Genomic DNA, 12,288 nt, shown 5'->3' with positions numbered 1-12,288 from the left:
CCGGCGGGTTGCTCCTGGGCCATCGCGCTGCCGGCCGACAGGATGACGGATGCGACCAACGCCGCCAACAAACCACTTCTCGACAACAGCTTCTTCCTTGTTCTCACAGCGGCCAGCCGCCTTCTATTTCCCGCCGCCGCACCAGATCTCGTCACTGCACATAGCCGACGGGCTGGCCGGTGACGGGGTGCGCGAACACGCCCATCTCCACGCCGAAAATGCCTTTCAGAACATCGCTGCGCATGATCTCGCCGGGTGTGCCGCGCGTCAGCAGCTTGCCGTCCTTGAGCGCGATCAGTTCGTCGCAGTAGCGCGCCGCCATGTTGGGATCGTGCAGCACGACGACGACACATAGGTCGCGTTTGCGGCTGAGTTCCTTGACCAGCCCGAGCACCTCGACCTGATGGGCGATGTCGAGTGCCGAGATCGGCTCGTCGAGCAGCATGACGCCGGCGTTCTGCGCCACCAGCATGGCGAGCCAGGCGCGCTGGCGCTCGCCGCCCGACAATTCGTCCACCAGCCGGTCGGCAAAACCTTCCATGTCGGTCAGGGCCAGCGCCTCCTCGACATGCTGCCTGTCCTGCGCGCGGAAACGGCCAAGCGCGCCGTGCCAGGGATAGCGTCCCAACGTCGCCAGTTCGCGCACGGTCAGGCCGGTCGCCGCCGGCGTCGTCTGCGGCAGATAGGCAAGCGCGCGGGCAAATTCGCGGGCGCCCCATTGCGGCAGCGGACGCTTGGCGAAAGTGATGGCGCCTGAACTCGCCGGCTGCTGGCGCGCCATGAGCTTGATCAGCGTCGACTTGCCCGAACCATTGTGGCCGATCAGCCCATAGACGCGCGAGCGCTCCAGTTCGAGCGAGACCGGACCGAGCAGCGTCCGCTCGCCGACGGCAAAGCGCACCGCGTCGATATGGAAGGCAGTCTGGGCATCAATTCCAGCCATGCTCATGGCTTTTCTCCAGTGCGGCCGCCCGCATTTCCAGATTCCGGCTTTCGACGGCTCATGCCCGGTTGACTATGAAACATGACCTTACTAGTCAACATTGAAGATGACTGCAACGATCAACAAATCGTCGCGACCGGCAATATCGACATGAAATTTGGAAAAGGGGGCGCAGGATGATCTCGGGACGTGGACTGATTTGGCAGGACCGGATGGCGCGAAAGCGCCTGCTGATCGCAGCGGTGTCGGTGCCGGCCCTGCTTGGCTGCGGCCATGCACTGGCCCAGGAGACGGTCACCACCACCCTGGACCCGATCAACGTCCAGGAACGTGTCGAAAGCGCCTTCGGGCCGGTCAAGGGCTACGTGGCCACCAAGGGCTCCACCGGCACCAAGACCGACACGCCGCTGATCGAGACGCCCCAGTCGATATCGGTGATCACCAAGGACCAGATGGAAGCACAGGCGATCGACAACCTCGGCGGCGTTCTGCGCTACACGCCCGGCGCCACCGGCGATCTCTACGGCACCGACAATCGCGGCCTCGGCCTGCAGTTGCGCGGCATTTCGAACGCCAACGGCGTCTTCTACAGGGACGGGCTGCAGCTTAAGGAGAGCAATTTCACCCTGTTCACCGCACTCGATTCCTATGGCGCGGAACGCTACGAGGTGCTGCGCGGACCAGCGTCGGTGCTCTACGGCCAGGCTAGCCCCGGCGGCATCATCAACTATGTCAGCAAGCGGCCGACCGAGGAAAACCTGCGCGAGATCGAACTCGGTGGCGGCAGCTTCAATCGCTATGAAGGCAAGTTCGATTTCAGCGGTGCCGTGAACGCCGACAAGTCGCTGCTGTTTCGCCTCACCGGTGCCGCTCACATGGGCGACACGCAGACCGATTTCGTCAAGGACGATCGCATCTTCATCGCGCCGGCGATCACCTGGCAGCCCGATGCCGACACCAGCCTGACCATCCTCGCCAACTATCAGCGCGACCGCTCGGGATGGGCGATGCAGTACCTGCCTGCCTACGGCACGGTCATACCGGGCAAGGACGGCAAGTACCTGCCGAACAGCATGTTCGTCGGCGAACCCGGCTTCGATTCCTACGACACCGACCAGGCCTCGATCGGCTACGAATTCGATCACCGTTTCAACGAAACCTGGCAGGTGCGACAGCATGCCCGCTACGTCCACCTCACTCACACCGAGGAGGGCGTCTTTGGTGGCGGACTGACGGACTCGAACGGCCTGGAACCTTCAAGCGGCGACTACTACCGTTACGCAGATGCCGGCGGCACCAAACTCAGCGGCGTCACCATCGACAACCAGGCACAAGCCGATTTCGGCACCGGGCCGCTTGCCCACACGCTGCTCGTCGGCCTCGACTACAAACGCTACACTTACCGCGACTATGCCTCGGAAGGGACCGTCGAGGACGGTTTCAACATCTTCGATCCGGTTTACGGGTACCCGATCACCGATCTGACGCCCTACACCGATACCGACACCACCCAGCAGCAGGTCGGTCTCTATGCCCAGGACCAGGTCAAGTTCGGCAACTGGCGGCTGACCCTTGGCGGCCGCCAGGATTGGTCGGACGCCAAGGTCTACGACAATCTGGCCGGCGGCTACATTCCCGAGCAGAAGGACAACGCCTTCACCAGCCGGGCGGGGCTCGTCTATCTCGCCGACAACGGGCTTGCGCCCTATGTCAGCTACTCCGAATCGTTCCAGCCGGTGGCCGGCGCCGACAGCGACGGCAATCTGTTCGTGCCCGAGACCGGCAGGCAGTACGAGATCGGGCTGAAGTACCAGCCGACCGGCTGGAATTCCTTCATTACGGCATCGGTTTTCGACCTGACCCGACAGAATGTCGTGCGTTCCGGTAATGAGGGCTCGCCCAACGATCTGTTCCAGACCGGTGAGATCCGTTCGCGCGGCGTGGAACTCGAGGCCGTTGCCAGCCTCGATTCCGGCTTCGACCTGAGAGCGGCCTACACCTATCTCGACACGAAGATCACCAGGGCGACCGCTGTCGAAGACGTCAACGGCGTCTGGGTCAGCAACGAGGGCAACACGCCCTTCGGCGTGCCGGCCCATTCCGCATCGCTTTGGGCCAATTACACCTTCATGAGCGGCAAGCTCGAAGGTCTCGGCCTGGGCGCCGGTGTCCGTTATGTCGGCTCGACCTATGGCGACGACGCCAACAGCTTCAAGGTTCCGTCGGTCGTGCTCGCCGACGCGGCGGTGCATTACGCCTGGCAGAACGCCACGCTCAGCCTCAATGCCAGCAATCTGTTCGACAAACGCTACGTCGCCTCCTGCTTCTCCTCGGGCTTCGGCTGCTTCTACGGCGAGGGCCGCAGGATCAACGGTTCGGTGAAATACACATGGTAGAAGCAATGTGGCGGGCCGGCCCAAAATGGCGGCGCTGACACGGCGCCAGTACCTTGCCGGCCTCGCCGCGACCGGTCTCGCTTTGCCGGGCGGCACGGCACGCGCGGCACCTGCCCGCGTCGTCTGCCTGGAATGGACATCGGCCGAACTGGTGGTCTCGCTCGGCCTGTCGCCGCTCGCCGTCGGCGACACCAGGGGTTATGGCGACTGGGTCCAGGGCCCGGCGCTGCCGCAGGCCACCATCGACCTGGGGTCGCGCAGCGAGCCCAATCTCGAACTGCTTCGGGAATTGCGGCCCGACCTGATCGTCGGCGCCTATGGCTATGGCTTGGACGAGAACAGCTTCACCAGATTGGCGCCGACCTTCAATGTGCCGTTCTACAGCGGCAAGGCTCCACCTTACGCGCAGGCGCAGCAGGTGACGCTGCAGCTTGGCAACATGCTTGGCCGTGGGACGGAAGCAGAAAACCTTGTCGGGCGCATCGAAGCCTCTATCGCCCAAGCGCGTGCCAGGCTGGAGCGGGCGGTGCAAAAACCGGTCTGCGTCGTCAGCATGTTCGACGATCGCCATGTCCGCGTCTACGGCGCCGGCAGCCTGCTGCAGGACGTCCTCGACCGACTCGGCCTCGTCAACGCCTGGACCGGCGCCACCAATGAATGGGGTTTTTCGACGGTCGGCATCGAGGAACTGGTCGCCGTCGGCGAGGCGCAACTGATCTCGCTCGATCCGATCCCGCCGCACGTCAGGATCAGGATCGCCCGCAACTCGCTCTGGGCCAACCTGCCCTGCGTCCGGAACGGCCAGGTGCGGACCATTCCGCCGGTCTGGCCGTTCGGCGGTCTCACTGCCGCCGGGCGTTTCGCCGAATTCATGGCAGCGGCATGATCGCTCAGGCAATGTCCCTGCCGCGACAGCGCGACGGCATCGGCGCGCTCATCCTGCTGGTTGCCGTGCCCGCGGGTCTGGCGCTGATGCTGACCGTCTTCGATCTCATCCATGTTCTGCCGACGCACCTGTGGTGGCAGGCGCTCACCGCCCCCGACACATCCGATCCAGTGCAGTTGCTGTATCGCTATGCTTTCCTGCCACGTGTCGCCGTCAGCGTGCTGGCCGGCGCGGCGCTCGGTCTCGCCGGTGTGGTCATGCAGCATGTGCTGCGCAACCCGCTGGCCGAGCCGACCACGATCGGCACCAATGCCGGAGCAAGCCTCGCTTTGGCGGCCGCCACCCTCTACGCACCATGGCTGCTGGAAGGCGGCCGTGAAGGGGTGGCGCTGGCTGGCGGCGCTCTCGCCACATCAGCCGTTTTCGCACTGGCGCGCGGGCGCAGCTTTTCGCCAGTGTCGATCATCATCGCCGGCCTCGTCGTCAGCCTCACTTTCGGTTCGGCCGGCGCGCTGCTGATGGCGCTCAACCGCGAATACACCGAGGAGCTGTTCATCTGGCAGAGCGGCTCGCTGGTGCAGAATGGCGATGCGGCCGTCGTTGCTCTGGCGCCGTGGCTGCTGGCCGGCATCTGCGCCGCGTTCCTGCTCTGGCGACCGCTACGCCTGCTCGATCTCAGCGACGACGGCGCGGCATCGCTCGGCACCCGCCCGGCCGTCATCCGCCTTGCCGGCATGGCTGTCGCCGTCTCGCTTGGCGCGTTGGTCGTCGCCGAGGTCGGCGTCATCGGGTTCGTGGCGCTCGCTGCCCCGGCGCTGGCGCGGCTGGCCGGAGCGCGCACGCTTGGCCGCCGCCTGGTCTGGTCGCCGCTGGTCGGCGGCGCCCTGCTCTGGCTCACCGACCGTCTGGTGCAGCATCTGCCGTTCGCCGGCGAAATCCCCGCCGGCGCCGCGACCGCTTTGCTCGGCGCGCCGCTGCTGCTGTTCCTGTTGCCGCGAATGCGAACCACCCCCGAAAGGCAGGCCGACATGATGTCGTCCGTACGCCTGCCGACAAACGGCCTGCCGTTGATCGCCGGCCTGCTGGCGCTCATCCTCGCGGTTGTCGTCGCAATGGGCTTTGGCCGTGGTGCAGGCGGCTGGCACTGGATCGCATCCGAGGATTTGACCGAGCTGCTTGCCCTGCGCGCGCCTCGCGTCGTCGTCGCCCTGTCGGCGGGCGTCCTGCTCGCGGTCGCTGGCACGCTGATGCAGCGCATGACCGGCAACCCGATGGCAGCACCCGAAGTGCTCGGCATTTCCGGCGGCGCCTCTTTCGGCGTGCTGGCGCTGCTGTTGCTCAGCGACGGCTTCGACCGCGCGGCAATGCTCGGCGCCGCACTCGCGGGCGCCTTGCTGGCGCTGACGATCGTCGTACTGGTCGGGCGGCGCAATGCACTGTCGCCGGCGCGGCTGCTGCTTGCCGGCGTCGCCGTGGCGACGGTCGCGTCGGCCTTCGCCGCGCTGCTTCTGGCCAGCGGCGATCCGCGCACGGGCTTCCTGCTCGCCTGGCTATCGGGATCGACCTATCGCGCAACGCCCAATGATGCCTTCACTGCCGCTGCGGTCGCGGTCGCCGTCCTCGCGCTGGCGCCGCTGACGGCGCGCTGGCTCGATATAGTGCCGCTCGGCGAAACTGCCGCGCGTGGCCTTGGCCTGCGGCTTGGACGGGTTCGCGCCATTCTGCTGGCACTTACCGCGCTGGCCACCGCAACCGCGACATTGGTCATCGGCCCGCTGAGCTTCGTCGGCCTGATGGCGCCGCATCTCGCGCGCATGCTCGGCTTCCGCCGTGCCGTGCCGCAGCTTCTGGCCTCGGCCATGACAGGCGGGCTGATCCTCGTTGCCGCCGACTGGGCAGGCCGGACGCTGATCTTTCCCTGGCAGGTGCCGGCCGGGCTCATCGCCGCCTTCGTCGGCGGCCCCTATTTCATGGCGCTGATGTGGAAAAGCAGGCAATGAAGTCGGCCCTGGCATATTGCCGGCCCTACCCTGCCGATTGTAGGCAGCGCCCATCGATGGCGGCCGGTGCCCTCGCCGCGTCCATCAAGACAGCTTGCGGTTCACCTCGATGATCAGACGTTTCCTGTCCTATTACGCGCCCTGGAAGGGGCTGTTCGCGCTCGACTTCTCCTGCGCGGTGCTGGCCGGCCTGCTCGAACTCGGCTTTCCCATGGCGGTCCGCACCTTCGTCGACCAGCTCCTGCCACGGCAGGACTGGACGCTGATCATCATCGCCTCGGCTGGGCTGCTGGTAATCTATCTGCTCAACACGGTGCTGATGGCGGTCGTCACCTATTGGGGCCACATGCTTGGCATCAACATCGAGACCGAGATGCGGCGCAAGAGCTTCGATCATCTGCAGAAACTGTCGTTCCGCTTCTACGACAACCACAAGACCGGCCATCTCGTCGGTCGCGTCACCAAGGATCTCGAGGAGATCGGCGAGATCGCGCATCATGGCCCCGAGGACCTGTTCATCGCCATCATGACGTTCGCCGGCGCCTTCGTGCTGATGTTCACGGTCAACATGCATCTGGCGCTGATCACGGCGGTGATCGTGCCTCTGATCGCCTGGGTGACGATGCGCTACGGCGACCGCATGGAGCGCAACTGGCAGGCGCTCTACCGGCGTGTCGGCGATTTCAACGTCCGCATCGAGGAGAATGTCGGCGGCATGCGCGTCGTCCAGGCCTTCGCCAACGAGGAGCATGAGCGCACGCTGTTCGCGCATGACAACCAGCGCTACCGCCAGACCAAGCTCGACGCCTACCGCATCATGTCGGCCAGCAATTCGCTGAACTACATGGGCATAAGGCTGATCCAGCTCGTGGTCATGATTGCCGGCAGCTACCTCGTCATCACGGGAGGCCTGAGCAATGGCGGCTTCGTCGGCTTCCTGCTTTTGGTCGGCGTCTTCGTGCGGCCGATCGAGAAGATCAATTCGGTGATCGAGACCTATCCAAAAGGCATTGCCGGCTTCCGCCGCTACACAGAGTTGCTCGACACCGAACCCGACATCGCCGACCGGCCCGGTGCCGTTACCGCCAGCGGCCTCAAGGGCTCCATCGAATATCGCGGTGTGAGCTTCGGCTACGGCGACGGCAAGCCGGTGCTGAAGGATATCGATCTCACCATCCGCGCCGGCGAAACCATCGCCTTCGTCGGGCCGTCAGGTGCCGGCAAGACCACCATATGCTCGCTGCTGCCGCGGTTCTACGAAGTCAGCGCCGGGCGGATCAGCATCGACGGCATCGATATCAGGGACATGACGCTCGCTTCGCTGCGCGGCCAGATCGGCATCGTCCAACAGGATGTCTTCCTGTTCGGCGGCTCGATCCGCGAAAACATTGCCTATGGCCGTCTCGGCGCCTCCGACGGCGCCATCGCCGATGCCGCGCGGCGGGCGCAGCTCGACGGCATGATATCAGGCCTGCCGGCCGGTTACGACACGATCATCGGCGAGCGCGGCGTAAAACTGTCCGGCGGCCAGAAGCAGCGGCTGGCGATTGCCCGTATGTTCTTGAAGAACCCGCCGATCCTGATCCTCGACGAGGCGACGTCGGCGCTCGACACCGAGACCGAGCGCGAAATCCAGAAGTCGCTGGCCGAACTTGCCGAGGGCCGAACCACGCTGGTCATCGCACACCGGCTGGCAACGATCCGCGGCGCCGACCGCATCGTCGTCGTCTCGGAGTCGGGCGTCGTCGAGCAGGGGTCGCACAGCGAACTGATCCGTGCCGGCGGAATCTATCGACGCCTGCACGACGCCCAGCATCTGGTGTCATCGCGTTGATCCACTATGGTAGCGGCCAAAGCAGGGAGCGCCCGGATGATCAAGGCAACGCCCTTCGACTTTCCCTTTGACGGCAGGCTGGTGGCCGAAAACACCGCGCTGATCGTCATCGACCTGCAGCAGGATTTCCTGTCGACGACGGGCTACTTCGCCAGGCAGGGCTATGACCCGTCGCCTCTGAGGGCGATCCTGCCGACGGTGAGCCGGCTGATCGCGGCCGCGCGCAAGGCCGGCGTCAGGGTCATCCATACCAGGCAGGGCTATAGGGCCGACATGGCCGATATGACGCCTTACGAAAAATGGCGCCGCAAGCGCTCCGGTCTCGACGGCACCGATATCCTGCTGCGCTCGGGCACGGGGTTCCAGATCGTTCCGGAGATCGACGTGGCACCGCAGGACATCATCGTCGACAAGACCTGCAACAGCGCCTTCATTTATACGGATTTCGAGCTTGTGCTCCGCGCGCAAGGCATCACGCATCTCATGTTTTCCGGATGCACGACGGATGTCTGCGTCCACACCACGCTGCGCGAAGCCTGCGACCGCAACTTTCAATGCCTGACGATTTCCGACGCCTGCGCCAGCGGCGACAAACAAGCCCACGAGGCCGCGCTTCATATGGTGACGGTCGAAGATGGCGTCTTCGGCGCGCTGGCGGATTCGGGCGCTGTCATTGAAGGCCTGTCGCGGCTTGGCGACAGGCCAGAGGCAACAAAAGGCTGAAGGAGTTCAGCCCGTTGCGCGCGTCTCCAATCCTGCACGAGACGCATATGCCCCAGGCTGGAATGCCTCGTGTTCGCGACGCGCCAGCGAATTGCGCAGCAGGGCGATCGTTTCCCGGCCGAGCGTTGCGATCTCGCGTGGCGTGTCGACACCGACAATCATGAATTCATCGATCCCGAGGGCTGCATAGGCAAGCAGCGACAGGGCGGCCTGGGCTGGCGGCCCGGCAACATCGACCGCCTTGTGACCGGAGGCGGAAGCACCCTGGTGAATCCCGACCGGAAGCGCGAAGCGCAGCTTGCCGGCCCGGCCATGTTCGGCGGCGGAGCGGCGCACCCGCTCCATCAATTGCCGGATCTCGTCGATCGAGCCCGGCGCCAGTTCAAAGACATCGGCATGTCGGCCGGCCACCTTGAGCGCCGTTCCGGACTGCCCGCCCATGCGGATGACCAGGTCGGCGCCGTGCGGTCCCTTGCGCGGCACGTAGCCGCCCTTGATGCTGTAGAACGTTCCTTCGTGGTCGAAGGGCCGGTCGTTCGACCACAGCCGCTTCAGCAGCACCAGATATTCGTCTATTCGCTGCCAGATGACGGTGTGCCCGACCGGCCGTGTTTCGGCGTCGGCATCGCTCAGCGGCTCGCTGATCATTCTCAGCGCCAGGCGTCCGCCGCTTTGCCTGTCGATCGACGCCAGTTGGCGGGCCGCCACAGTCGGTTCGACCACGCCCGCCCAATGGGTGAGCACGACTTCCAGCGACGAGGTGCGATCGAGCACCTGGGCCGCAAGATCCATGTTGGTCAGCAGTCCGGCCGAATCGTCGACGACGATCTTGCGGAAGCCGCCGTCCTCAATCAGCCCGAGCTTGGTCGCGGTCTCGGCAAAGTCGTAGAAAAAAGGAACCGCGGCATCGGCGGTCTTGCCGGGAATATGCGTGAACTCGATCGGCATTGCCATGTCCTCCGTGGTGTCGGGCGCGCGAAAGCACGCCGAGGATTCGGTTCATTCAACTCCAATTGCCTGTAAGTGGTGGGGCAGCTAACCCCGGTCGATCTGACGACTCAGGGAATAAGACCCAGAACAACGGCCCCGGTGAACACGAACGCAAGGGCAAAGACGAGATAGGCGAAAGCCCCGGCATAGGCCGGGCGGAAGGTCTGGGCATTGGCCGCCCGCTGACCACTGCGATCCGTCTGGGCGTTCTGGATATAGGACATATCGCCCTCCGTCTCGTCGGTTAATCTATAAAACTTGTAGACTTTGTCGATTGCTATTTTTCGGTCAAATCTAGAATAATTTTCTCTTATGTGATGGGAAGTTGGTAGCCACTTGCTTACAGGGGCACTCGGGCGGCCGATCCGTATGGCGCGTCCGTTTTCGGGTCTGCGTCCGAATGGACCTATGACCTTGCCCTCGCGGCACTCAATTCGTGGATTGGCCGCCCGGCGCCGGCGCGGTAGCATCACCCAACCAGCAAAGCGAAATCGTCACATAGGGGCAAAAAAAATGGGCACAAGACTGGCCGGCAAGGTCGCCATCATTTCGGGCGGCGCGACGGGAATGGGTGGAGCAGCCTCGGAGCTGTTCGCCGCCGAAGGCGCCAAGGTGGCGATCATCGACCGCAACGGCGAGGCGGCCGCCGCAACCGCAGCGACAATCAGGGCACGCGGCCATGTCGCCGAGCATTTTGTCGCCGACGTCTCCGACGAGGCACAGGTCGAAGCCGCCGTGAAGGGTGCTATCGAAAAACTCGGGCCCATCACCGTGCTGTTCAACCACGCCGGCACCATCGTGATAAAGCCCTTCCTGGAGACCACGGTGCAGGAATGGGATTGGCTGCATGCCGTCAATGTGCGCTCGATGTTCCTGATGACGCGCGCCGTTTTGCCCGGCATGATTGCGGCGGGCGGCGGCTCGATCGTCTGCACCTCGTCGATCTCGGCGGTGGCGGCTACTCCCAACGAAGTGCTCTACGACACCACCAAGGGCGCCTGCCACATGTTCGCCCGCGCCATCGCCGTCGAGTTCCGCGACCGCAACATCCGCTGCAACGCCGTCTGCCCGGGCTTCATCCGCACGCCGCACGGCCTGCGCGAGGTTGCCGACCTCGGCAGGCTCGGCGTCGATGTCTCGGACGCAGCGCTGGCCGCGCAGCAGGGCCGCATCGGCGAGCCGGAAGAGGTGGCGAGGGCGGCGCTTTACCTCGCCAGCGACGAGTCGAGCTTCGTCAACGGCACGCATCTGTTCGTCGACAACGGTTTTACCGCGATGTGAACAGCTACGCCGACAGCCGCCCGGCTGTCAGCGCTCTTCCCGTCTAAATGGCTTGAGCAGCGCCGACGGTGCCACCGCGTTGCGCGACATCACAGCCATGGCGACGATGGTGAAGATGAACGGCAGCATCAGGAACGCCTCGTAGGGGATGTGTCCGAGCCCGCTCGCCTGCATGCGCAGCTGCAAGGCATCGACGAAGGCGAACAGAAGTGCCGCACCCGCCGAGCGCCATGGATCCCAGCGACCGAAGACGACCAGCGCGATCGCCACCCAGCCGCGCCCGGAGACGACGCCGAAGGTGAAGGCGTTGAACTGCGCCATCGACAGGAAGGCGCCGGCCAGCCCCATCAGCGCGCCGCCGAGGACAACCGCCTGAAAGCGCGTGGCGATGACGCTGACACCGGCCGAATCGGCAGCACGCGGATTTTCACCGACCATGCGCACCGACAGGCCCCATGGCGTGCGGTAGAGTATGAAAGCGGCCAACGGAATGGCCAGGATCGCCATGTAGACCAGCGCGAACTGGTTGAACACCGCCGGCCCGAGCACCGGAATGTCGGACAGGATCGGGATCGGCAGCGTCTGAAAACCATTGATGTTGGGCGGCACAGACTGCTGGCCGAAGATCAGCCGGTAGAGGAAATAGGCAAGGCCCGACGAGAACAGCGTCACGCCGATGCCGCAGACATGCTGGCTGAGGCCGAGCACCACCGTGAACAACGCATGCAGCGCGCCCATCAGCATGCCGGTCAGCACCGCCGCCAGCACGCCGAGCCACAGGCTGCCGCTGAGGCTGGCAGCAGTGAAGCCTGTCATCGCCGACAAAAGCATGATGCCTTCGATGCCGAGATTGAGCACGCCGGCCCGTTCCGAGAACATTTCGCCCAGCGTTGCAAAAGCCAGCGGCGTGGCGATACGAATGATCGCGGCCAGAAAACCGACCTGGAAGATCTGTTCGAACACCGCGCTCATCGGGCAACCCCGACGCGGCGGATGCGATAGGCGGTGAACAGCAGCGCCACCAGCATGGCGAGCAGTGCAGTGCCCTGGATGACATCGCTGAGGAAGGCCGGCACGCCGGTCGCCCGCGACATCGCCTCGGCGCCGGTCATCACGGCGGCAAGGAAGATCGCCGCCGGCACGACGCCGAGCGGGTTGAGCCGCGCCAGCATGGCCACGACGATGCCGGAATAGCCGTAGCCCGGCGAGATGTCGCTCATCACCTGGAAATGCAC

The 12,288-nt window shown here is 64.8% G+C and carries 11 protein-coding genes and 1 pseudogene; 7 read left to right on the top strand and 5 right to left on the bottom strand.

What is annotated here, in order from left to right:
- On the top strand, window positions 1-183 hold a 183-nt coding region (locus EN925_RS40095), incomplete at its 5' end, for a hypothetical protein (RefSeq protein WP_206632793.1).
- Here the strand turns inward: EN925_RS40095 and EN925_RS06645 are convergent.
- A complete protein-coding gene (locus tag EN925_RS06645; protein ID WP_164753497.1) occupies window positions 152-943 on the bottom strand; it encodes an ATP-binding cassette domain-containing protein in 792 nt (263 codons plus the stop codon). The genes EN925_RS40095 and EN925_RS06645 overlap by 32 nt on opposite strands.
- A gap of 212 nt (window positions 944-1,155) precedes the next feature.
- Between EN925_RS06645 and EN925_RS06640 the strand changes: the two genes are divergently transcribed.
- The 5 genes from EN925_RS06640 (at window position 1,156) to EN925_RS06620 (ending at window position 8,782) form a co-directional block, all read left to right on the top strand.
- Window positions 1,156-3,339 (top strand): TonB-dependent siderophore receptor, encoded by a 2,184-nt coding sequence (locus EN925_RS06640; RefSeq protein ID WP_245460888.1) that lies wholly within the window; start codon window positions 1,156-1,158, stop codon window positions 3,337-3,339.
- Between the two features lie 25 nt (window positions 3,340-3,364).
- Window positions 3,365-4,225, top strand: coding sequence for an ABC transporter substrate-binding protein (locus tag EN925_RS06635; protein ID WP_127368171.1), 861 nt, complete (start codon window positions 3,365-3,367; stop codon window positions 4,223-4,225).
- Window positions 4,222-6,225, top strand: a complete 2,004-nt coding sequence (gene fhuB, locus EN925_RS06630; RefSeq protein ID WP_127388332.1) for a Fe(3+)-hydroxamate ABC transporter permease FhuB — start codon at window positions 4,222-4,224, stop codon at window positions 6,223-6,225. The genes EN925_RS06635 and fhuB overlap by 4 nt, the downstream gene beginning before the upstream one ends.
- A 109-nt stretch (window positions 6,226-6,334) precedes the next feature.
- Complete coding sequence (locus EN925_RS06625; protein WP_027163019.1) at window positions 6,335-8,059, top strand: ABC transporter ATP-binding protein; 1,725 nt, start codon at window positions 6,335-6,337, stop codon at window positions 8,057-8,059.
- A 36-nt stretch (window positions 8,060-8,095) separates the two neighbouring features.
- A complete protein-coding gene (locus tag EN925_RS06620) occupies window positions 8,096-8,782 on the top strand; it encodes an isochorismatase family cysteine hydrolase (RefSeq protein ID WP_127369481.1) in 687 nt (228 codons plus the stop codon).
- A 6-nt stretch (window positions 8,783-8,788) separates the two neighbouring features.
- Here EN925_RS06620 and EN925_RS06615 read toward each other — a convergent pair whose 3' ends face one another.
- Both EN925_RS06615 and EN925_RS06610 read right to left on the bottom strand, forming a co-directional pair.
- The gene (locus tag EN925_RS06615; protein ID WP_013528961.1) at window positions 8,789-9,730 is read right to left on the bottom strand and encodes an LLM class flavin-dependent oxidoreductase; all 942 of its coding nucleotides are present in this window, start codon (window positions 9,728-9,730) and stop codon (window positions 8,789-8,791) included.
- 110 nt (window positions 9,731-9,840) lie between these two features.
- Window positions 9,841-9,996 carry a hypothetical protein gene (locus EN925_RS06610; protein WP_013528960.1) on the bottom strand — a complete coding sequence of 52 codons (156 nt, stop codon included), beginning with the start codon at window positions 9,994-9,996 and terminating at the stop codon, window positions 9,841-9,843.
- Between the two features lie 289 nt (window positions 9,997-10,285).
- Here EN925_RS06610 and EN925_RS06605 point away from each other — a divergent pair, with 289 nt between their 5' ends.
- Window positions 10,286-11,053, top strand: coding sequence for an SDR family oxidoreductase (locus EN925_RS06605; protein WP_024504731.1), 768 nt, complete (start codon window positions 10,286-10,288; stop codon window positions 11,051-11,053).
- A 27-nt stretch (window positions 11,054-11,080) separates the two neighbouring features.
- Here the strand turns inward: EN925_RS06605 and EN925_RS06600 are convergent, their stop codons facing one another.
- Together EN925_RS06600 and EN925_RS06595 are read right to left on the bottom strand one after the other, a co-directional pair.
- Complete coding sequence (locus EN925_RS06600) at window positions 11,081-12,025, bottom strand: ABC transporter permease (RefSeq protein ID WP_013528958.1); 945 nt, start codon at window positions 12,023-12,025, stop codon at window positions 11,081-11,083.
- Window positions 12,022-12,288: pseudogene (locus tag EN925_RS06595) on the bottom strand (ABC transporter permease); the annotation flags it as partial. The gene EN925_RS06600 and the pseudogene EN925_RS06595, both read right to left, overlap by 4 nt.

The sequence above is a fragment of the Mesorhizobium sp. M7A.F.Ca.US.006.04.2.1 genome (assembly GCF_004022915.1).
GTDB lineage: Bacteria > Pseudomonadota > Alphaproteobacteria > Rhizobiales > Rhizobiaceae > Mesorhizobium > Mesorhizobium ciceri.
The sequence above is the reverse complement of the archived record's forward strand: the minus strand, read 5'-3'. Positions and strand labels throughout refer to the sequence as shown.

Coding starts and splice junctions, on each gene's coding strand:
- EN925_RS06615 (WP_013528961.1), bottom strand. CDS start 9,730: ATGCCGATCGAGTTCACGCATATTCCCGGCAAGACCGCCGATGCCGCG.
- EN925_RS06645 (WP_164753497.1), bottom strand. CDS start 943: ATGGCTGGAATTGATGCCCAGACTGCCTTCCATATCGACGCGGTGCGC.
- EN925_RS06635 (WP_127368171.1), top strand. CDS start 3,365: ATGGCGGCGCTGACACGGCGCCAGTACCTTGCCGGCCTCGCCGCGACC.
- EN925_RS06605 (WP_024504731.1), top strand. CDS start 10,286: ATGGGCACAAGACTGGCCGGCAAGGTCGCCATCATTTCGGGCGGCGCG.
- EN925_RS06620 (WP_127369481.1), top strand. CDS start 8,096: ATGATCAAGGCAACGCCCTTCGACTTTCCCTTTGACGGCAGGCTGGTG.
- EN925_RS06640 (WP_245460888.1), top strand. CDS start 1,156: ATGGCGCGAAAGCGCCTGCTGATCGCAGCGGTGTCGGTGCCGGCCCTG.
- fhuB (WP_127388332.1), top strand. CDS start 4,222: ATGATCGCTCAGGCAATGTCCCTGCCGCGACAGCGCGACGGCATCGGC.
- EN925_RS06600 (WP_013528958.1), bottom strand. CDS start 12,025: ATGAGCGCGGTGTTCGAACAGATCTTCCAGGTCGGTTTTCTGGCCGCG.
- EN925_RS06625 (WP_027163019.1), top strand. CDS start 6,335: ATGATCAGACGTTTCCTGTCCTATTACGCGCCCTGGAAGGGGCTGTTC.
- EN925_RS06610 (WP_013528960.1), bottom strand. CDS start 9,996: ATGTCCTATATCCAGAACGCCCAGACGGATCGCAGTGGTCAGCGGGCG.